Annotated in this window: 16 protein-coding genes; 4 read left to right on the forward strand and 12 right to left on the reverse strand. The window is 35.9% G+C overall.

The annotated features are described in order from the left end of the window. Position 1: 1 nt before the first annotated feature. The 4 genes from ACJRPK_RS16515 to ACJRPK_RS16530 all read right to left on the reverse strand — a co-directional run bounded on the left by ACJRPK_RS16515 (position 2) and on the right by ACJRPK_RS16530 (position 7,833). A complete protein-coding gene (locus ACJRPK_RS16515) occupies positions 2 to 460 on the reverse strand; it encodes a MarR family winged helix-turn-helix transcriptional regulator (protein WP_148783269.1) in 459 nt (152 codons plus the stop codon). Positions 461 to 653: 193 nt separating this feature from the next. Beyond that, entirely contained in the window at positions 654 to 2,426 is a 1,773-nt protein-coding gene (locus ACJRPK_RS16520; RefSeq protein ID WP_407141520.1) for an AMP-dependent synthetase/ligase, read from the reverse strand. Positions 2,427 to 2,802: 376 nt separating this feature from the next. After that, positions 2,803 to 6,468: a phosphoribosylformylglycinamidine synthase gene (gene purL / locus ACJRPK_RS16525; protein WP_407141521.1), complete on the reverse strand. Its 3,666-nt coding sequence runs from the start codon at positions 6,466 to 6,468 to the stop codon at positions 2,803 to 2,805. 153 nt (positions 6,469 to 6,621) lie between these two features. Beyond that, positions 6,622 to 7,833 carry an RsmB/NOP family class I SAM-dependent RNA methyltransferase gene (locus ACJRPK_RS16530; protein WP_148783272.1) on the reverse strand — a complete coding sequence of 404 codons (1,212 nt, stop codon included), beginning with the start codon at positions 7,831 to 7,833 and terminating at the stop codon, positions 6,622 to 6,624. 73 nt (positions 7,834 to 7,906) lie between these two features. On the opposite strand from ACJRPK_RS16530, the gene ACJRPK_RS16535 reads away from it, so the two are divergent. Continuing rightward, positions 7,907 to 8,977: a WD40/YVTN/BNR-like repeat-containing protein gene (locus ACJRPK_RS16535; protein ID WP_407141522.1), complete on the forward strand. Its 1,071-nt coding sequence runs from the start codon at positions 7,907 to 7,909 to the stop codon at positions 8,975 to 8,977. 16 nt (positions 8,978 to 8,993) lie between these two features. Here ACJRPK_RS16535 and ACJRPK_RS16540 read toward each other — a convergent pair whose 3' ends face one another. The 7 genes from ACJRPK_RS16540 to ACJRPK_RS16570 form a co-directional block, all read right to left on the reverse strand. Then, positions 8,994 to 9,431 carry a hypothetical protein gene (locus ACJRPK_RS16540; RefSeq protein WP_148783274.1) on the reverse strand — a complete coding sequence of 146 codons (438 nt, stop codon included), beginning with the start codon at positions 9,429 to 9,431 and terminating at the stop codon, positions 8,994 to 8,996. Positions 9,432 to 9,436: 5 nt separating this feature from the next. After that, positions 9,437 to 9,955, reverse strand: coding sequence for a hypothetical protein (locus ACJRPK_RS16545; protein WP_407141523.1), 519 nt, complete (start codon positions 9,953 to 9,955; stop codon positions 9,437 to 9,439). Between the two features lie 16 nt (positions 9,956 to 9,971). Then, positions 9,972 to 10,523: an RNA polymerase sigma factor gene (locus ACJRPK_RS16550; RefSeq protein ID WP_407141524.1), complete on the reverse strand. Its 552-nt coding sequence runs from the start codon at positions 10,521 to 10,523 to the stop codon at positions 9,972 to 9,974. Between the two features lie 991 nt (positions 10,524 to 11,514). Further along, positions 11,515 to 13,344 carry an ABC transporter ATP-binding protein gene (locus ACJRPK_RS16555; protein WP_407141525.1) on the reverse strand — a complete coding sequence of 610 codons (1,830 nt, stop codon included), beginning with the start codon at positions 13,342 to 13,344 and terminating at the stop codon, positions 11,515 to 11,517. A gap of 27 nt (positions 13,345 to 13,371) precedes the next feature. Further along, positions 13,372 to 15,099 (reverse strand): phospho-sugar mutase, encoded by a 1,728-nt coding sequence (locus ACJRPK_RS16560; protein WP_407141526.1) that lies wholly within the window; start codon positions 15,097 to 15,099, stop codon positions 13,372 to 13,374. A 60-nt stretch (positions 15,100 to 15,159) separates the two neighbouring features. Next, positions 15,160 to 16,107: a glycosyltransferase family 2 protein gene (locus ACJRPK_RS16565; RefSeq protein WP_407141527.1), complete on the reverse strand. Its 948-nt coding sequence runs from the start codon at positions 16,105 to 16,107 to the stop codon at positions 15,160 to 15,162. Between the two features lie 113 nt (positions 16,108 to 16,220). Further along, positions 16,221 to 16,748: a DUF4199 domain-containing protein gene (locus tag ACJRPK_RS16570; RefSeq protein ID WP_407141528.1), complete on the reverse strand. Its 528-nt coding sequence runs from the start codon at positions 16,746 to 16,748 to the stop codon at positions 16,221 to 16,223. Positions 16,749 to 16,920: 172 nt separating this feature from the next. Between ACJRPK_RS16570 and ACJRPK_RS16575 the strand changes: the two genes are divergently transcribed. Together ACJRPK_RS16575 and ACJRPK_RS16580 are read left to right on the forward strand one after the other, a co-directional pair. Next, a complete protein-coding gene (locus ACJRPK_RS16575; RefSeq protein WP_027411739.1) occupies positions 16,921 to 17,172 on the forward strand; it encodes a type B 50S ribosomal protein L31 in 252 nt (83 codons plus the stop codon). Between the two features lie 112 nt (positions 17,173 to 17,284). Beyond that, on the forward strand, positions 17,285 to 18,466 hold the full coding sequence (locus ACJRPK_RS16580) for a GlmU family protein (protein WP_407141529.1): 1,182 nt from the start codon (positions 17,285 to 17,287) through the stop codon (positions 18,464 to 18,466). A 4-nt stretch (positions 18,467 to 18,470) separates the two neighbouring features. On the opposite strand, the gene ACJRPK_RS16585 is transcribed toward ACJRPK_RS16580, so the two are convergent. Then, positions 18,471 to 20,099 carry an ABC transporter substrate-binding protein gene (locus ACJRPK_RS16585; RefSeq protein ID WP_407141530.1) on the reverse strand — a complete coding sequence of 543 codons (1,629 nt, stop codon included), beginning with the start codon at positions 20,097 to 20,099 and terminating at the stop codon, positions 18,471 to 18,473. Between the two features lie 178 nt (positions 20,100 to 20,277). On the opposite strand from ACJRPK_RS16585, the gene mtaB reads away from it, so the two are divergent. Continuing rightward, complete coding sequence (gene mtaB / locus ACJRPK_RS16590; RefSeq protein ID WP_407141531.1) at positions 20,278 to 21,600, forward strand: tRNA (N(6)-L-threonylcarbamoyladenosine(37)-C(2))-methylthiotransferase MtaB; 1,323 nt, start codon at positions 20,278 to 20,280, stop codon at positions 21,598 to 21,600. The last annotated feature ends 36 nt before the right edge of the window (positions 21,601 to 21,636 follow it).

Raw genomic sequence — 21,636 nt, forward strand, 5'->3', positions numbered from 1 at the left:
GTTATTTAGCTATTATAGATTCTTGATTAATATATATTTTTTTTGTTGCTATCAAATCGTTGATAATTTGAAAAACTTCTAAAAACGTGTCCAGTTTTTCTTTAGGCACATGTTTTTTCACCGCAGTATCAAAAGCAAAAACAACTCCTTTTGAGAAATTTCTCATCTCTACACCAAAAGGCGTAAGGTAAATAAGTACACCACGACCATCTTGCGGATTTTTCTTTCTATAAATCAATCCCTTTTCTTCCATGGTTTTCAATGTTCTAGAAAGACTTGTTGCTTCCATTCCCATCTTAGGGCCAAGTGACGTTGATGGCGTTCCGTTTTCAGGATCAATACTTAGTAATGCAAATCCTGTTGCCATGGTACTACCTTTTTTACTAGCTTCTTCGTTATACATTTTTGTGACAGCCATCCAGGTAGCTCTAAGTGCATAATCAATTGTTTTTTCTCTCATTCAAAAAATGTATTACAAATGTAAAAATACTAAAATTTATTATGCGTGCATAATAAATTTGATAAAAAATAATGATAAAACGATTCTATTTGTAATTAGCTATCAATTTAATAAAAAAACTCCTCAATTAATGAGGAGTTTGTTGATTTAAAGTTAAGGTGTTCTCAACTTTAAAATTCAATGAAACATTGAACTAGCCATAAATTTTTGCGTATAAATCGCTGTATCGTTGTTTGATAATTCTTCTTTTTAGCTTTAAAGTAGGAGTGAGGTGCCCTGCTTCTATACTCCATTCATCCGGAGTAAGTTCAAAACGTTTGACTTGTTCCCACTTACCAAAACGAGCATTATGCTCGGTTACTTCTTCTTGAAAACGCTCAATTACTTTTTCGTTTGTGATCAGATCTTCATTGGAACTCCCTACTTTTAAATGTTTGCGTTCTGCCCATTCTCTCAAAAATTCAAAATTTGGTTGAATAAAAGCTGCTGGCATTTTCTCTCCCTCACCAATCACCATTATTTGTTCAATAAAACGCGATTGCTTCATCGCATTTTCGATTAATTGTGGGGCTACATATTTACCGCCTGAAGTTTTGAACATTTCTTTTTTACGATCGGTGATACGTAAAAAGCCTTCACTATCTATTTCACCTATATCTCCAGTATGAAAATATCCATCTTTTAAAACTTCTTTGGTTTTAGCATCATCCTTGTAGTAACCCATCATAACTTGTGGACCTTGCACTAATATCTCACCATCATCAGCTATCTTGACAACAGTTTCAGGAATAAGTTTCCCTACACTTCCAATTTTGAAACCATGGTTTCTTTCATCATTAACAGAAATTACAGGAGAAGTTTCTGTTAACCCATACCCTTCCATAACCGGAATACCTGCAGCATTGTATACTCGGGCTAACCTTGGCTGAAGCGCAGCACTCCCTGAAGCTACTACCTTGATATTACCTCCCAGAGCTTCTTGCCACTTACTGAAGATTAATTTACGGGCAACACCTAATTTTTTCTCATACCACCAACCATTAGCTCCGTAAGGTTGATACTCTAATCCCAACTCTACAGCCCAAAAGAATAACTTTTTCTTAATACCTGTTAGATCAGTGCCCTTTGCAATAATCTTGTCATATACTTTTTCAAGCAAACGTGGAACTGCAGTCATAACATCAGGAGAAACTTCTTTCAGATTATCAGAAATTGTGTCAATCGATTCGGCAAAATGAATGCTGACACCTCTATATTGATATAAATACATCAACATACGTTCGTAAATATGACAGACAGGTAGAAAACTTAAAGCCTTAGCCTCACCATCCTGAATAGGAAAACGCGTGGAGCTGTTTAATGCATTACTCACTACGTTTTTATGACTTAACATAACACCTTTAGGCCTTCCTGTGGTTCCTGAGGTATAAATTAGTGTTGCGAGATCATCCTCTTTAACACCTGCCATTATAGCTTCTACTTCATTTTGATTGCTTACATCGATACCCAATTCAAGGACCTCATTCCAACTTTTGCACCCTGGTACATCATTAAAAGAATATACTTCTTTTAAGGTAGGTACATTATCCTTAATATTTTTTACTTTTTGATAAACTTCCGCATCCGAAACAAAACAGTACGAGGCACCCGAGTGGTTTAATACATATTCGTAATCTTCTTGAGATATCGTTGGATAGATAGGAACATCCTGAGCACCGGTTTGTAAAACACCAATGTCAACAATATTCCATTCTGTTCGATTATTGGAAGATATAATAGCAATTTTATCATTTGGTTGCACACCTAATCGTAACAATCCTCGACTGATTTTATTAGCCTGATCTATGTACTCTTGAGTAGAAGTAGCAATCCACTTGCCATCATACTTAGTAACTAATGCTTTTTTTAAATTGAAACGCTCTAATTGATAGTGAGGGAAATCAAATAATCTAGTAATTTTATTCATAAGTTGTTTTGGATATTATTGATGCTATGGGCATAATCAACTGTCAGAACATGTTACAAAATTTATTGCTTTGTTAACAGTGGTATTGACTCATAATTATTATGCGCGCATAGTTTCGCAAAATATAAAAAATCTAATAATCTGCAACCCTAATATATAAAAAAACGTTTAAACCTTTATTAATCTGATAACATAATATGTGTTAGACTATCAAAATGATGGATACATCACCATAATATTCTTTATTCTTTAATAAAAACAGTGTCAAATTGCTGAATTAAAACGCTAATCTTCAGTTGTAAGAGGAGAACTAATTATTATTATAAACAAAAATGCCGGTAAACTACCGGCATTTTTGTTTAACATATGTGAATTTCTATCCATTCTTAGCGTCAATCCATTCTTTTGCATTTACAAAAGCTTCTAACCATGGTGATACTTCATCGGTGCGTCCTTCTGGATAATGTGCCCAATTCCACTGAAAAATAGAACGCTCTATATGGGGCATCATAACCAAATGTCGACCCGTAGTGTCTGTCATCATAGCTGTATTATAATCCGATCCATTGGGATTGGCGGGATACTGATCGTAACCATATTTGGCAACTATTTCATATTCCTTCTCATCTAAAGGTAGCTCAAAGCGTCCCTCTCCGTGAGATATCCATACACCAAGGGTGCTACCTTTGAGGCTAGACAACATTACTGAATTATTTTCCTGGATAGTTACAGAGGTAAAGCCGCTTTCGTGTTTATTAGATGTATTGTGAAGCATCTTCGGTTTTGTATCATGCTCAGGATTAATTTTACCCAACTCAATAAATAGCTGACATCCATTACATATTCCTACAGAAAGTGTGTCTTCTCTGTTAAAGAAATTGGTCAATGCGGTGTTTGCTTTTTCATTATATAAAAATGCTCCGGCCCAACCTTTGGCTGACCCTAAAACATCACTGTTCGAAAACCCTCCAACGGCACCTATAAACTGAATGTCCTCAAGCGTTTCGCGTCCTGAAATCAAATCGGTCATATGAACATCTTTGACATCAAAGCCAGCTAAAAACATGGCATTTGCCATTTCACGCTCAGAGTTACTACCTTTTTCTCTAATAATAGCTGCTTTTGGTCTATCGGTTTTGGAAGTGTTTTTTGGTAATTTACCAGTAAACTGTTTCGGAAATGTAAACTGAAGCGGTTGCTTTGAGTAATTATGGTAGCGATCAGTAGCTAAGTTGTTAGCTGTTTGTTGTTGATCTAATAAATAAGAAGTTTCGAACCAAGTATCGCGTAGAGCTACAATATCCAATGTGATCGCATCGTCTCCATTTTTAATGACTAGATCAGTAATTTCAGTAACAGTACCTATTTCGAAAAATTCGATCTCATTTTCAGTAAATAAGTTTTCAATTTCTTTTTCTGCTTGTAATACAATACCGACATTTTCAGCAAATAAAAGCTTTATAAGATCAGTTTCACCTAATGCTGTCAAATCTAAATCTGCTCCTAAATTTTGATCAGCAAAACATAATTCAAGTAAAGTCGTTATCAACCCACCCGAGGCAACATCGTGACCCGCATGTAGTAGATTTGATTTAATGGCTTGTTGAATTGTATTAAAAACCTTCTTAAAGTTATCAGGATTGTTAATGGTTGGTGCATCGTCACCAATCTTATTTAGCGTTTGTGCAAAGGACGATCCTCCTAGTTTATAAGTGTCCTGAGATAAATTAATATAGTAAATTTTCGCAGCATTCTTCTTTAGTACAGGCTCAATTACTTTCGTTATATCATTACAATTTCCGGCAGCCGAAATAATAACCGTACCGGGAGCAATAACTTCTTCATTAGCATATTTCTGTTTCATGGATAAAGAATCCTTTCCCGTAGGAACATTAATGCCAAGTGCTATGGCAAAATCAGAAATTGCTTTTACGGCTTCGTATAAGCGCGCATCTTCTCCTTCATTTTTACATGGCCACATCCAGTTGGCAGATAAAGAAACAGATGTCAAACCATCTTTTAACGGAGCCCAGATAATATTAGATAAGGCCTCGGCTATAGAGTTTCGTGACCCGGCTTTAGGATCAACTAAACCAGAAATAGGAGAGTGACCTATACTCGTTGCTATTCCTTCTTTTCCTTTGTAATCCAACGCCATAACGCCGCAGTTATTTAAAGGAAGTTGTAAGGGACCCGCACATTGTTGTTTTGCCACTTTACCACCAACACAACGGTCAACTTTATTCGTTAACCAGTCTTTGCAAGCCACAGCTTCCAATTGAAGTACTTGATGTAGGTATTCATGAATGTTATCTGAACTATACTGTAAAGATTCATAATTACGCGTAATAGTTGAATCTTTTAATTCTGTTTTGGGTGAACTCCCAAACATGTCAATAAGATCCATGTCCATTGGTTTTTCGCCCGTTGTTTTTGATTCAAAGGTAAAACGATGATCACCCGTTACATCACCTACGGTATACATAGGGGAGCGTTCACGATCTGCAATACGTTTTAAAGTACTGACATCTTTTTCTCCAATGACTAATCCCATGCGTTCCTGAGATTCGTTACCGATAATTTCTTTAGCAGACAATGTAGGATCTCCTACAGGAAGCGCATCAAGATCTATTTTACCACCAGTTTCTTCAACTAACTCTGATAGACAGTTAAGGTGCCCGCCGGCTCCGTGATCATGAATGGAAACAATAGGATTGGTTTCACTCTCCACCATACCCCGTATCGCATTAGCAGCACGTTTTTGCATTTCCGGATTAGAACGTTGTATAGCGTTGAGTTCGATACCACTGCTCAACTCTCCCGTATCTGCTGATGAAACTGCAGCACCTCCCATTCCTATACGGTAGTTCTCACCACCAAGTATTACAATCTTGTCTCCGGTTTTCGGAGTATCTTTTAGTGCCTGGTCTGCTTTACCATAACCAATTCCGCCAGCCTGCATAATTACTTTATCAAAGCCAAGCTTGCGTGCACTTTCTTCATGTTCAAAGGTTAAAACGGATCCGGTAATAAGCGGTTGTCCAAATTTGTTACCAAAGTCTGAAGCTCCGTTAGAAGCCTTTATCAGGATGTCCATCGGCGTTTGATATAACCAATCTCTCTCCTTCATGGCTTTTTCCCATGGACGGTTTTCTTCTAGCCTTGAGTAGGAGGTCATGTATACTGCACTTCCTGCTAAAGGTAGCGAACCTTTACCACCGGCAAGACGATCACGAATTTCTCCACCAGAACCGGTTGCAGCTCCGTTAAAAGGCTCTACGGTAGTTGGAAAATTATGGGTTTCTGCTTTCAAAGAGATAACACTATCAAAATCAGTTTCTTGATAAAAATCGGGGCGATCTGCTGTTTTTGGAGCAAATTGTGTGACTTTTGGTCCTTTAATAAAAGCAACATTGTCCTTATATGCCGAAACTATATCATTAGGATGTGTTTCTGAAGTTTTTCTAATTAACTTAAACAAGGAAGTTGGCATCTCTTTGCCATCAATTGTAAAGGTTCCATTAAAAATTTTATGACGACAATGTTCGGAGTTTACCTGAGAGAAACCAAATACCTCTGAGTCGGTTAATGATCGTCCTATTTTCTTTGCTATTTGCTCAAGATATAGTATTTCTTCTTCGTTGAGTGCTAAGCCTTCTTTAGCATTATATGCGGCAATATCATCAATTTCAAGAACGGTTTCTGGGGCTATGTCGATAGTAAAGATGGCTTGATCTAATCTAGGATACTTTTGAGAGAGCATAGGATCGAATTGATCAAAAGTATCAGACACGGCCTTAAATTCTTCAATTCTAATGATACCATCTACACCCATGTTTTGAGTAATCTCAACAGCGTTGGTACTCCAAGGGGTAATCATCGCGGCACGGGGACCAACAAAAAAAGCGTCAATAGACGCCATGGATAGTTGAGGTTGGTTGCCAAATAACCAGATAAGTTTCTTACTGTTTTCGGTCGAAATTTCTTTTTCAGTCTGAACTGCAAATACTTTTTCCTTTGGGTTTCCGAAGAAATTAATCATGCTTCGCTTATTTATGTTGTGCGTTAGTAAGCTGCAAATTTACTCTTTTATCTGTAATAATTTGCATGAAAAAAACCAGTAAATAAACAGAGTTATTCACTGGTTTTTAAAAGTTTTTTAGTCTTAAAAATACGTAAGAAATTGTATGTCGTTCTACGCTTTCTTTTCTAACAAGGCCATATAAAATCCATCATATCCTGAAACATGAGACAAAACCTTTTTATCTTTTATGAAATTAAATTCCTGCCCGGCCTCACTAGCCAAAAAGTTTTTTACTTGTTGTTCGTTCTCTGATGGCAATATGGAACAGGTCGCATACACTAATTTACCGCCTGCTTTTACTATTTTTGAGTAATCATTGAGGATGGTACGTTGTGTTTCTCTAATTTGATCCAAAAATTCTGGTTGTAATTTCCATTTTGCATCCGGATTTCTGCGCAGTACACCAAGTCCGCTACACGGAGCGTCGATTAATACACGATCAGCTTTACCGTGCAGTTTTTTAATGTCTTTTGTACTTTCAATGACTCTGGTCTCAATATTATGAGCTCCTGCACGACGGGTACGTCTTTTAAGTTCTTTTAATTTATTTTCATAAATATCCATGGCAATGATTTGCCCTTTATTTTCCATCAAAGCAGCAATATGCAAAGATTTTCCACCAGCACCCGCACAGGTATCAACTACGCGTTGACCAGGTTTTACATCGAGAAACTGAGCCACCAACTGGGATGAGGCATCTTGTACCTCAAAGAAACCATCGGTAAATGCTTTGGACGAGAACACATTCATTCGCTCTGTTAGTTGTAAAGCATCCGGGTATCCTTTAATAAATTCAGTATCTACTTCCTGATCTTCAAGAACACTACGCAACTTATCACGTGTAATCTTCAAGGTATTGGCACGAAGTACAACCGGAGCCTGAATATTTAGTGCAGCAATCTCTTTGTCCCATTTTGCACCCAATTCCTTTTCTCCTAAGGCATCCAACCAATCAGGAATGGACTCTCTGTATTTTCTTATTTTTATTAATTCGTCAAACTTACCTTTGATACGACGCGTAGGAGTAGGTTCTATTTGTTTCCAATCAGGTAGTGTGATACCTCTCAACGTCGCCCATACTGCAAAGAGACGAAAGGCGTTTTCTCTGGAATAAGGCGCACCAACTTCTGCGATTTCAGAATACAATCTTTTCCAACGTACGATTTCGTATAAGGTTTCTGCTACAAAACTACGGTCTCTGGAGCCCCAACGCTTATCTCTTTTTAATAGATTACGCACGACTTTGTCGGCATATTTACCTTCGTTGAAGATTTCTCGTAATCCGTCAACGACGGCAAAGACTAAATTTCTATGTAAACGCATTGTATTTTTTTAAGGGTTGCAAAGGTAATTGTTTGATTTAGAATAGTGTTATATTTAGCCTTAAAATATTACTATGCGATTCTCAATTTACCTAGTAAGTAGTGTTATCTTTTTTGCTTGCGGAAAACAACAGAAGGCTATCGTTCAACGAGATTTTAATCAAGTAACAGTTCAAATGCTTTCTACGGATACGATGAGTATCCGTTCTTTGACTCAAATTAATGATTCTATTATTGGATTTGGCTATGATAAAGGGTATGGTTTTCTAAATTTGATAACAACCGATAAAACGTTGTTTCCTGTTGATAATTCAGATTTTATCTCACAAGATGCGCAGTCAGCAACTGCCGAGCAGAGGGCAACAGCTTTTTCGGGGTCACATTTCTTTTCTCTGGGAGTAGGATCTCCTGCAGTTTTAAGAAAGCACGATGTCAATACTGGTCAGAGTCGTATCGTATATGTCGAACAGCACGAAGCAGTTTTTTATGACGCTATGGCTTTTTGGAATAAAAACGAGGGGATTGCTATGGGAGATCCAACCGATGATTGTATGTCGATACTGATAACGAGAGATGGTGGTGAACAGTGGAAAAAAATAAACTGTGAGCGTTTACCAGAGATTTTAAAGGGAGAAGCTGCCTTTGCTGCAAGTAATAGTAATATTGTACTACATGAGGAAAATGTCTGGATAGTGTCAGGAGGTGTGGTAAGCCGCGTGTATCATTCTTCGGATAAAGGGAATAGCTGGAGTGTGGTGAATACCCCGATGATCTCTGGTGCATCAACGACAGGTGCTTATGCTATGGATTTTTACGACACCCAACATGGGATGATTGTAGGAGGAGATTATACTAAACCCGCAAGTAATAACGCAAATAAAGCTGTAACTAAGGATGCGGGTAGATCCTGGAATCTGGTAGCTGATAATAACGGACCGGGATATAAAAGTTGTATACGTTACGTACCTCATAGTGGAGGGGATAAAGTAGTAACAATTGGAGTCACAGGAGTTTCTTACTCTCCTGATAATGGAAACACCTGGAAAAATTTAAGTGAAGAAGGCTTTTATACCATGCAATTTCTCAATGACACGACAGCCCTAGCCGCAGGTAAAAATAAAATCGCTAAATTACATTTTCAATAGGGTAGAAGACGTACAGTTATTCTTTTGATTTTTGTCGTAATCGTTGCATTAGTTTTTTATGAAACTCATATTCTGCTCTAAAAAGTAATAAAATCTTGTGACTTGAAATAACTTTTTTAAGATCTGTGATCATTGCAAGTTTTGTAGAGAGTTGTTTCTGTTCAGTCTCCCGATACTCATTTAAAAGTTCTTTGGCAGTTGTTTCCGATTGTTCCTGTTCTGATTGTGATTTGAAGGTTCTAAAAATTTGACGTTCCTTTCGCTTTAAGTCATGCATTTGCGTGTCATACTTATTATAAACAGGCCAAAATTTTGTTGCCTCGTCAGAGGATAGCTGGAGCTGTTCTGTAAAAAACGCAATTTTATATGCTTTAATTTTTTCTCTTGAATTCTTTTGTGCTGTACCAAACTGGACAGCAAAAAGGATGCTCAAAATTAGACTAATCTTTTTCATAGGTTTTATTCTTGTATAAGTAAATCTACTTGTATGTCTTCTGATAATAAATAATTTTCAATATTCTTTTCTTCAATCGACGAGAAACTCATTGTATTCGTCAATTCTTCTGTCGTACTATATAAATAGCTTTGATAGTTTTCATAGTCAATAGGTTCTTCACCCAAATAATTTTCTATATCCGCTATAGTAAGGTCATTAATTGTAAACGTTTTTGAAGGAGCATTTACAATAGTGAGTATTAGGATAAACATAGCAGCTATGGATGCCATGACCGTTAGCTGGGTTTTTGTAAGATAAAAAATAGGACTGTTCTGTTTCTGCTTAGAATGATTAATAACAACTTCGGATAAGGTTTCAAAATAACCTTCTGGCACGATAAAACCAGTTTTAACAGGTTTTGAAACTACAGGAACCTTCGTGGTACTGTTCACAGCATTATACAATGACTCATTTAATGTTTCAAAGTAATTTTCTGGAGTTGTAAATCCTGATTCAGGTATGTTGTTATGAGATGATTTCACCTTTTTTTTAATTATCTTAATGGTTCTTGATGTAACTTTCTATTTTTTTTGATGCCAGATGATAAGTAGCCTTAAGTGCTCCTTCACTAATTTCTAAAATTTGTGCAATTTCCTTATACTTTAGATCCTCAAAATATTTCATATTAAAAACTTGTTGTTGCCTTTGAGGTAAGGTAGCTATTGCTTTCTGTAACTTAAGTTGCAAGGCGTCTCCCTCAAAATAAACATCTGCTTCAAGATTTGCTGTCAATTGTAAATATAATTCTGCATTTGAAATATTATTCTTTTTTGCTTTAGAGTTTAAAAATGTTAAGGATTCATTAGTAGCTATACGATATAACCATGTAAAAAGCTTACTGTCTCCTTTGAAACTATCGATATATGTATGTATTTTAATAAATACGTTCTGAAGGATGTCGTTAGCATCATCATGATCTTTCACCATATTCCTAATATGCCAGTATAAGGGTTTGCCATAGTGCTCAATTAGCATTTTAAAAGCGTAATCCTTATCACTACCATTAATCAGAAGCTCCGCGATATGTTGGTCTTTATTTGATGTTGCCAAGGATTCGATCGATAATAAATTTAATAGTTAATATAAGTAAGACTTTAATTTAATCAAAAGGTTTAATGCATATATAATTTTTATTGTAAGAATAAGACTACAAATATACAGGTTATTTAAACTTGATAATGTTAAAAATGCTAAATTTATCGATTAAGAGCATTTTTGGTTTGGTGGATTGAATTTTGAATGGTATGTTTGTCATGTAACAATGAAATACTACTTTCATTTTCCCCAAGATGAAAGTTTTATATAAGAGTGAGTTTTAATTTTAGAATAAGCCCTAAAAATTAAGATGATTTGTGTGAAAGGAAAAAAGCGCTACTAGCGCTTTTTTTCATTTATATAGGTTTCTCAAAATAAAACTTTGATCGCTATTTAATGCGTCTAACAAATTTGTAGGAAAAAGATTACGAATAGTAGTATTTTTAGATTAAGGATATGTTAAAAACGCTAAATTTATCGATTAAGAGCATTTTTTGTTTGGTAAATTGAATTTTGTATGGTATGTTTGTCATGTAACAATGAAATACTACTTTCATTTTCCCCAAGATGAAAGTTTTATATAAGAGTGAGTTTTAATTTTAGAATAAGCCCTAAAAATTAAGATGATTTGTGTGAAAGGAAAAAAGCGCTACTAGCGCTTTTTTTCATTTATATAGGTTTCTCAAAATAAAACTTTGATCGCTACATAATGCGTCTATCGTATTTGTAGGAAAAAGATTACGAATACTAGTATTTTAAGATTAACAATATGTTAAAAATACTAAATTTATCGATTAAAAGCATTTTTGGTTTGGTAAATTGAAATTTGTATGGTATGTTTGTCATGTAACAATGAGATACTGCTTTCATTTTCCCCAAGATGAAAGTTTTATATAAGAGTGAGTTTTAATTTTAGAATAAGCCCTAAAAATTAAGATGATTTGTGTGAAAGGAAAAGAGCGCCGTTGGCGCTCTTTTCTATTTATTAATAATATATATGTAGATGTTATTCAAAAGATTGCATGGTCACTAGTTTTTGATAGGCGCCATTTTTTGATAACAACGTTTCGTGAGTACCTTGTTCTACAATACGTCCTTTTTGCATAACCACGATTACATCAGAATTTTGTATCGTTGATAAGCGATGAGCGATAACAATACTTGTTCTGTTCTTCATCATATTTTCTAAAGCAGATTGAACCAAGCGTTCACTCTCTGTATCTAAAGCAGAGGTAGCTTCATCTAAAATCATAATGGGAGGGTTTTTAAGAACCGCACGTGCAATAGATATGCGTTGTTTTTGTCCTCCACTCAACTTGTTTCCGCTATCACCGATATTCGTATGAATGCCTTTTGGTAATTCTTTGACGAATTCCCATGCATTAGCAATTTTAAGAGCATCTATGATTTCTTCTTCTGTGGCGTTCTCTGATCCAATTAGAAGATTATTTTGGATGGTGTCATTAAATAGAATTGAATCTTGTGTTACTAAGCCCATCAAACCGCGAAGCGACTCTTTTTTTAAGTCCTTTATTTCAATACCATCTATTGTAATTTCTCCTTCATTCACATCATAAAAGCGAGTGACTAGATTTGCGATGGTCGACTTACCACTACCGGACTGACCAACCAATGCTACCGAACTTCCTTTGGGCACCGTAAGATTAAAATCTTTGAGCACATATTCGTCTTCATACTTAAAGGATATATTTTGAAGGCTAATGTTAGTAGTAAAATCATTTTTTACAATAGCATCGGATTTATCTTGAAGAGGGGATTCTGTGTTCAAAATCTCTAAGACACGCTCTGCCGCAGCATTTCCTTTTTTAACGCCGTAATTTGCTTTCGAAATAGCTTTGGCAGGTGTTAGAATGTTATACGCCAATCCAATATAGGCCAAAAACATTTCAGCTTGTAACGATTCATCAATAAACACCAATCTACCTCCGTATAGTAATAAGACCGAGATTACACAGATTCCTAAAAACTCACTCGTAGGAGATGCTAAATTTTGTCGATTGAGCAGTGTGTTTGAGTAATCGAAAAAACGATTCGTAGAAGCTTTAAATTTGTTACTGAAAGCTTTTTCAGCATTAAAACCCTTGATAACTTTCAGTCCGCCTAGGGTTTCTTCGACTATAGATAAAAATATTCCTTGTTCTTTCTGAACCTTATCAGAATGTTTTTTTAAAGATTTACCAATCAGTGATATAATAAATCCTGATACCGGAATAAATATAAAAACAAAAAGCGTCAACTTCGTGCTCAAAAACAGCATAGCGCCCAGCGTAAAAAGAATGGTCAGAGGCTCCCTTACAATAAGTTCCAAAATTGATAAAAAAGAATGTTGAATCTCTAGAACATCAGAGGATATACGTGCCATGGTATCACCCTTTCTTTTTTCTGAAAAGAAAGATAAGGGAAGGCTGACTGTTTTGTCGTACAGCTCATTACGAATATCTTTGAGCACACCATTACGCAAAAAGGTGATAAAAAACATCGCCAGATAATTGAATAAATTCTTTAACATAAAAATAGTAATGATCCCAATAATCATATATGAAAGGACATACATTTTACCTTCACTCTCTACGGTTTCTACGATAAAACAATTCAGAGAATCGGTCAAATATGCTTTAGCATTAGTAATGCCATTCCATACCGGTTCGTAATACTCTACATCCGTTTCTGAACTAAAAAGCACCTTTAATACGGGGATTAAAGCAATAAATGAGAGGGTGCTAAATATTGCGTAGAATATGTTACATATAATATTAAGTATACCATATGTTCGATAGGGTATTGCAAAATGCAGAATTTGTTTGAAATAGGTCATGTATAATGTATCTGTAAGTAGCTACAATCAATCTAATTTTAAGTCCGATTTGATAGCGTGTATTTTTTGATCTAGTTTAGTTTCAACAGCTTCGTAATCACTTACCTCGTTTAGCGGAGCCTGTACACTGATATAAAATTTAATCTTAGGTTCTGTTCCACTTGGGCGAGCTGCGATTTTACTTCCTTCTTCGGTATAAAAAATCAGAACATTAGATTTTGGAACATCGAGTGTTGTGACCGTGTGATCTTGTGTATTTTCTGAAGTGCTATTTTGATAATCTTCAATGAGTACTACTTTTTCGCTACCGATCTCTTTTGGAGCATTAGTCCTCAAATCAATCATAGTTTGCTGAATCTCCTTGGCACCATCTCTTCCTTTTTTAACTAGGGAAATTAAACTCTCTTTATAGCAACCATGTTTAGTATATAAATCCAATAACATGTTATAGAAAGAACTTCCTTTATCTTTGGCATACGCAACAATTTCACAAGCGAGTAGGGTAGCGGTAACCGCATCTTTATCACGTACAAAATCCCCAACCATAAAACCGAAGCTTTCTTCTCCTCCACCAATAAAATGCTTATCAGGAAAATCCTTGATTAGTTTTGCAATCCATTTAAATCCGGTAAGTACTTCTTTATAGTCAACATTATATGCTTCAGCGAGATTGCGCATCATGGGTGTTGATACGATAGTAGATGCTATAAATTCATTACCTTTTAAACCTTGCTTTTTGTAGTGTTCTAACAGAAACCAGGTCATGGTCACCATAGTTTGATTACCATTAAGAAGCTGTAAGTTACCTTCATTATTCTTCACGGCAATACCCAGCCGGTCACAATCCGGATCTGTACCAATAACGATATCTGCATCGATCTCACGCGCCAGTTTCATCGCCATTTCTAAAGCTTCAGGCTCCTCCGGGTTTGGAGATACTACTGTTGGGAAATTCCCATCAGGACGTGCTTGTTCTTCAACAATATGAACATCGGTGTAACCCGCTTGTTTTAATGTTTCGGGAACTAGTGTTATAGAAGTACCATGTAAGGAAGTAAAAACAATTTTTGTTTGTTTTTTGGCCTCACTGGTAGCAACAAAACTTCCGTTTTTTACACTTTGCTGAATAAAGACCTGATCTATTTTATCGTCGATTAATTCGATTAACTCTGGCGTTGCATCAAACTTGATATCAGCATACGTCAGAGCGTCAATTTCCTGTATAATTTCGGCATCTTGTGGAGGAACTAATTGCCCTCCATCTTCCCAATATACTTTGTAACCGTTGTATTCGGGAGGATTATGACTTGCGGTTAATACAATACCGCATTGACAACCTAATTCTTTAACGGCAAAGGATAATTCTGGTGTGGGACGAAGTTCAGAAAATAAATATACTTTAATGCCGTTGGCAGAAAACACATCGGCTACAAGTTTTGCCAGGGTATCGCTTTGGTTTCTACAATCATAAGCGATTACAGCTTTTGGTTGTATATCAGGGAAGGTGCGTTTCAAATAATTACTTAGTCCCTGTGTATTTTTTCCTAACGTATATTTATTAATTCTATTGGTCCCCACACCCATAATACCTCGCATACCACCGGTACCAAATTCAAGGTTTTTGTAGAAACTCTCTTCTAATTCTTTGGGATCAGTATTTTGTAAGTTATGGATCTCTTGTTGTGTCGTAGTGTCAAATATTGGAGTTAACCATTCGTCGATTCGTGCTTGTATATTAGAATCCTTATGCTGCATGTTCTCAAGATTTATGTGCAAAAATACTATTTTATAGCGAACTCAGGATAGAACTATCCTTTACACTTTAATCTGATCGGAAATTTTATAGCGCTCTTTGTTGCGCTTACTGGTAAGGATAATTTCTCCCAGAAATCCGGCTAGAAAAAATTGCGTACCTAATAGCATTGCTGTCAGTGCAATATAAAACTCAGGACGCTGTGCTATCATTCTGCCCTCTGTCTCAATAAACAATTTATCGATACCCAGATATAAAGAGAAACATAGCCCGACAAAAAAGACGATGGTACCGATTAATCCAAAAAAATGCATGGGTCTGCGCCCAAAACGTGACATAAACCAAATAGTCACCAAGTCTAAAAAGCCATTAATAAATCGATTCATACCAAACTTTGTAGTTCCGTATTTTCTGGCTTGATGGAGGACTATCTTTTCTCCGATTTTATTATAGCCGGCATTTTTTGCTAGCACAGGAATATAACGATGCATTTCACCATGCACATCTATATTTTTTATTACCTGACTTTTATACGCTTTCAGACCGCAGTTGAAGTCATTTAATTTAACTCCCGAAGTCTTTCTTGCTGCTGCATTAAACAGTTTTGAAGGTAAATTTTTTGCAACTACAGAGTCGTAACGCTTCTTTTTCCATCCGGAGACCAGATCATAATTTTCTGCTATGATCATTTGGTATAATTCTGGTATTTCTTCGGGGTTGTCTTGTAGATCTGCATCCATAGTAATGACCACCGTTCCTTTCGCGGCAGCAAAACCTGCATGCAAAGCTTGAGATTTACCAAAATTTCGTAAAAACCGGATGCCTTTTACAAACTCATCTTCTTGTGATAATTGTTGTATCGTTTCCCATGAACCATCGGTACTCCCGTCATCTATAAATAGAATTTCATAAGAAAAAGAATTGGATTGCATGACTTTTACAATCCAATTATGTAATTCGGTAAGTGATTCTTGCTCATTAAGCAAAGGTATGACCACAGATATATCCACGTTTCAGATTTTTGTTACAAATACAAATTTATAAGTATTTAAGTAAAAAGTTAGATAAACTGATTAAAGTTATAAACGTTAGTGAGCAAGAAATAAAATAGCAATGTCCTTAATTAATTAAAGGTTTGTTTTTTCTGCATAACTAAACTCGCTACCAATGCGAAGATGAATCCAAAAAACAAATTGAATAGTAAGCTAAAAGCAGAAATAATGAAAGGTGATGAGAATTTTTCAGCCATTGCAGCGCTTTGATCCAACTGCTCTTGTGTAAAATCAGGATATTGTTCCTGCATTTTTTCTCGAGAAACTTCGGCCATTCTTTCCATCATATCAGGTTCGATAACTTGCATCAGTAATAAGGTCCAAACGACACTTATTAATCCGCCTACCAAGGCAATACCTATTCCTACTTTAATACCTTCTCCCAAGGTAAGGAAACCTCCATTAGCGGTTTTGTAGGCTTTAATACCATAAACAATTGCACCAATAAGGATTAGAAAACCTATAAGAGAATGCATCCAGTTTTGATCCATGTAGCTATCGGTAACATAGAGAATAACGCCAAAAACTACGGAAACAATACCTAGTAGAAGACCATAGTTAATAATAATTTTTTTTGCAGAAACTTGTGTATTTTCCATTTTTGAAAGGTTTGGTTGATTATATTTGATCAGTATACAAATATAGGAAAACGTTACATGTACTACCCAAAAATCATTTTTTGCATCAAAAACATAAAAAAAGTTGCTTTGGTCTTGTAGATTCGCATAATATATTTAAATTTGCACCTCGAAAAAAGAAAAGATTATAACCATGAGAAAAGATATTCATCCTGAAAATTATAGATTAGTAGCGTTTAAAGACATGTCTAACGAAGAAGTTTTTTTAACGAAATCTACAGCGAATACTAAAGAAACTCTTGAAGTTGACGGAGTTGAATATCCGTTGGTAAAATTAGAGATCTCTAGAACGTCTCACCCTTTCTATACAGGAAAATCAAAACTTATCGATACCGCTGGTCGTATTGATAAATTCAAAAATAAATACGCTAAATTCAAAAAGTAATTTAGTTTTAAGATTTTTTTATAAGCCTTTCCAGTTGGAAAGGCTTTTTTGTTGCCTAGAGTTGATGTATTTTTGACCGACAATTTAATGCAACATTATACAACTGTTTTCTATGAACTATATTCTGTTTGACGGGAGTGCGCGTAATGCCCTTTTACCCTTTACCTTTACAAGACCAATCGCTGAGATTCGTATTGGTATATTAACCATTAGAGAGAAGTGGGAAAGTTATTTGGGAAGTACAACGTCAACGGTAACCGAGGAGTATCTTAGCGAAAAATTTCCAATGGTTGAATTAGCTGAGAATGTCATGATTAATGCGTCTTACCTACCCACACCAACGCTGGTAGAGATAATAAAAAACTTACAGCCAAATCAAGGGGTTTTTATAGAAGGCGAACCTGTTGCTTTTTATGTGTTAGAGGATCAAGAAGTAGCTTTAGAAAATTATGAGGCAATCAGTTTTGACCAAAAAGTGGAAACTGTAAAAACTACTTGGGATATTTTTGCAAAAAATGGAACCGCATTACAAGCTGATTTCGATTTGTTAACCGAAGGTCGCACTAGTGGACCTATTGATGAAACAAACACCTGCATACATCCTGAGAATATTTTTGTCGAAGAAGGAGCTTCTATATCCTGTGCGATTATAAATGCAACTGATGGACCCGTTTACATAGCTAAAGATGCCCAGATTATGGAGGGTAGTATAATCCGCGGACCTTTTGCTCTGTGTGAAGGTGCAACGGTAAAGATGGGAGCAAAAATTTATGGACCAACCACTATTGGACCGTTTTCAAAAGTAGGAGGAGAGGTTAATAACTCCGTGCTCTTCGGGTATTCTAATAAAGGTCATGATGGTTTTTTAGGGAATTCAGTAATTGGTGAATGGTGCAACCTGGGAGCAGATACAAACACTTCTAACTTAAAGAATAATTATGCACCGGTACGGCTGTGGAGTTACGAAACTGAGAATTTTGCAAAAACCGGATTACAGTTTTGTGGCTTGATGATGGGAGATCATTCAAAATGTGGGATTAATACCATGTTTAACACCGGGACGATGATTGGCGTTAACGCCAATATTTTTGGTAGTGGTTTTCCGCGAAATTTTATTCCGAGCTATAGTTGGGGAGGCAGCAATGGTTTTACGACCTATTTGACGAAAAAAGCATTTGAAGTGGCTAAAGTAGTTATGTCAAGACGTAGCGTTGAATTTACCGAAATGGATGAAAAAATTCTGGAACATGTCTTCGAAATTACGCAGCAGTGGCGAACGTCGTACGATAAATAAACAGCTATATTTTTTCTTTCCAAACACGTTTTAGCACTAAAAAATTCTGAGGATTGGTTGTCAATCCTCGAACGTTTTTTTGAGTAAATCTAACTACTTCATCATAATACAGGGGTACTATTGGGGCTTTGGCTATGATGATAGAATCCATTTTTGCATATAGCTTAGCGCGCACCTTATCATCTGTAATGAGGAAGCTTTGCTCATACAAGGCATCAAACGTTTCATTTTTAAAGTGCGTGTAATTTGGGCCGTTAGGCGTAAAGTTTTTGCTATAAAATGGCGATAAAAAATTCTCAGCATCCGGGTAATCAGCAATCCAACTAGCTCTAAAGGTTTGTAGTTTACCACTCCATTTTTGTTCTCGAATAGTTGACGGCGGTAAGACATCTACATTGACGTTAATCCCTATTTTTTCTAATTCTCTTTGTATAAATTCACAGATACTCAGGTAATTAGAATCCGTGGCAATAGTGATACTTGGCGTGTTGTCTCCCGTAGCTTCTGTATACTGTGCAACAAGGGAACGTGCTTTATTAATGTCATAGTTGTATCCTTCTTGCGCCGTATATCCCTGTATGCCTTTGGGTATGAAACCACTAAGTGCGGGTGTGCCAATACCGTTTTTGAGATAGGTAATCATTTTTTTTCGGTCAAAGCCATGATTTATAGCCCTTCGCAATACCTCAGATTGTATTTCGGGTACTTCTATATCCAGATAAAAGCCCAGATATTCGGAATTTAAGTAAGGTCCTTTGTCCAGCGTAATTTTATTGCGATACCGATCTCTTAGTTTTCCTGAAGGAGTTAACAGTTCATCTTTGTACGACGCATCTAAACTATTAAGCAAGTCAATATTTCCTTTTGCAAATTGTAGAAACTCACTTTGTTTATCCGGTAAGAAAGTTACCGCAACCGCTTCGAGATAGGGTAGTGATTTACCTTCAAGATCCTTTTCATAATACAAATGATTCTTGCGAAGTACCAATTTTATGTTTTCTTCCCATAGTTTAAATTGAAATGGTCCTGTTCCTATTGGGTGAGATCTAAACGCACTACCAAAATGAGTTACAATTTCTTTAGGTACCACAGAACAATACCGCATACTGAGTAATCCTAAAAAAGCCGGAAATGGTTTGTTTAGCTCTATTTTAAAAATAGTATCATTTACAGCTGTGTACTCTTTTACGTTTTTAAGCACCCAATTTCCCGGAGAAGCAACAGAGGGATCGATTAGCCTGTCAAAACTATAGACAAAATCATTGGCGGTAACTTGCCGAGTGCTATCGGGAGTGTTGAAGTTAGGATGTTTGTGAAAATATACGTCATCGCGAAGCGCAAAAGTGTAAACTAAACCGTTTTCACTTTGGTTCCATTGCTTTGCAATATCCGGTATTATTTTTAGGGAATCATCTAATTGAACTAAGCCATTAAAAATTTGATTTGTAGCCCATATGTTTCCAATATTTCTTGCAAATGCAGGGTCAAGCGAGCTGATATTGTCATATTGATTGTATCTAAACACCAGATGCTCATGATCCTTATTTACATCACTGGAACAAGATGTAAGAAATATAAACAGATAAACTACTAAGGTTAAGTTTCTTATAATTTTAATTGTATATGTTTTCAATTTTAGTAAACGAATTTTTGTTGGTATCTTTGCGCCTTCAAAATAAGAAAGTTTCTTTATCTTATCGTAACAAGCCAAGCTTTTATGTGTTGAAACTATAAATTAATTAATTCTAAGATTATTTTTATTCATTTTTTAAATAGAATAGAAATCGAAGGAGTTGAGAGAAGCAAAGTACATGGTCCAAAAAAAAGTAGCATTTTATACCTTAGGTTGTAAATTGAATTTTTCTGAAACTTCTACCATAGCACGAAGTTTTACTCAGGAGAATTTTGAGCGAGTTGAGTTTAATGAAACGGCAGATATTTATGTCATTAATACTTGTTCTGTTACCGAAAATGCAGATAAGCGGTTTAAAACGATTGTAAAACAGGCACAAAAAGTAAATCCGGATGCTTTTGTAGCAGCGGTAGGTTGTTATGCACAACTTAAACCAAATGAACTGGCAGCGGTTGATGGTGTTGATTTGGTACTTGGAGCTACCGAAAAATTTAAGATAACCAATTATATAAATGATTTGTCCAAAAATGATTTTGGAGAAGTACATTCTTGTGAGATTGAAGAAGCCGATTTTTATGTGGGTAGTTATTCAATCGGTGATCGAACTCGTGCATTTTTAAAAGTTCAGGATGGCTGCGATTATAAGTGTACTTACTGTACCATTCCGTTAGCCAGAGGGATTTCTAGAAGTGATTCTTTGCAAAATGTACTGCAAAATGCAAAAGAGATCTCAAGTAAAAATATAAAAGAGATTGTTCTTACAGGAGTTAATATCGGAGATTATGGTAAAGGAGAATTCGGAAATAAAAAGCACGAACATACATTCTTTGAGCTTGTTCAGGCGTTGGATGAAGTTGAGGGCATAGAGCGATTACGTATTTCTTCGATTGAGCCTAATTTATTAAAAAATGAGACCATCTCATTTGTGAGTGGTTCAAAAGCTTTTGTACCACATTTTCACATTCCGTTGCAATCAGGTAGTGATGAAGTATTGAAGCTGATGCGTCGTAGGTATTTAACCGATACCTATGTGGATCGTGTTCTCAAAATAAAAGAACAAATGCCGGATGCGTGTATTGGTGTTGACGTTATAGTTGGTTTTCCCGGAGAAACTGATGATTATTTCTTGGATACATATAATTTTTTATCAAACCTTGACATTTCATACTTACATGTTTTTACCTATTCTGAACGTGAAAATACTGTTGCTGCAAAAATGGACGGGGTGGTGCCGCTAAAGGTTAGAAAAAAACGAAGCAAAATGCTGCGAGGCTTATCAGTCAAGAAACGCAGAGCATTTTATGAAAGTCAATTAGGAAGTACGCATACGGTTCTTTTTGAATCCGAAAATAAAGAAGGATATATCCATGGATTTACTGAAAACTATGTAAAAGTGCGAATGCCCTGGAATCCGGCCCATATAAACAGCATACATCAAGTGATTCTAAAAGAAATTGATGAGGAGGGTATGGTTCGTTTTGATTTAATCTCTGAGAACTAAGAATAAAAAAATCCGTTTGTTAAAACGGATTTTTTT

Source organism: Aquimarina sp. 2-A2, assembly GCF_045505135.1.
GTDB lineage: Bacteria > Bacteroidota > Bacteroidia > Flavobacteriales > Flavobacteriaceae > Aquimarina > Aquimarina intermedia.

Bases quoted from the DNA above. Each gene is read 5' to 3' on its own strand.
- ACJRPK_RS16515 (WP_148783269.1), bottom strand. From the start codon at position 460: ATGAGAGAAAAAACAATTGATTATGCACTTAGAGCTACCTGGATGGCT.
- ACJRPK_RS16520 (WP_407141520.1), bottom strand. From the start codon at position 2,426: ATGAATAAAATTACTAGATTATTTGATTTCCCTCACTATCAATTAGAG.
- purL (WP_407141521.1), bottom strand. From the start codon at position 6,468: ATGATTAATTTCTTCGGAAACCCAAAGGAAAAAGTATTTGCAGTTCAG.
- ACJRPK_RS16530 (WP_148783272.1), bottom strand. From the start codon at position 7,833: ATGCGTTTACATAGAAATTTAGTCTTTGCCGTCGTTGACGGATTACGA.
- ACJRPK_RS16535 (WP_407141522.1), top strand. From the start codon at position 7,907: ATGCGATTCTCAATTTACCTAGTAAGTAGTGTTATCTTTTTTGCTTGC.
- ACJRPK_RS16540 (WP_148783274.1), bottom strand. From the start codon at position 9,431: ATGAAAAAGATTAGTCTAATTTTGAGCATCCTTTTTGCTGTCCAGTTT.
- ACJRPK_RS16555 (WP_407141525.1), bottom strand. From the start codon at position 13,344: ATGACCTATTTCAAACAAATTCTGCATTTTGCAATACCCTATCGAACA.
- ACJRPK_RS16560 (WP_407141526.1), bottom strand. From the start codon at position 15,099: ATGCAGCATAAGGATTCTAATATACAAGCACGAATCGACGAATGGTTA.
- ACJRPK_RS16570 (WP_407141528.1), bottom strand. From the start codon at position 16,748: ATGGAAAATACACAAGTTTCTGCAAAAAAAATTATTATTAACTATGGT.
- ACJRPK_RS16575 (WP_027411739.1), top strand. From the start codon at position 16,921: ATGAGAAAAGATATTCATCCTGAAAATTATAGATTAGTAGCGTTTAAA.
- ACJRPK_RS16580 (WP_407141529.1), top strand. From the start codon at position 17,285: ATGAACTATATTCTGTTTGACGGGAGTGCGCGTAATGCCCTTTTACCC.
- mtaB (WP_407141531.1), top strand. From the start codon at position 20,278: ATGGTCCAAAAAAAAGTAGCATTTTATACCTTAGGTTGTAAATTGAAT.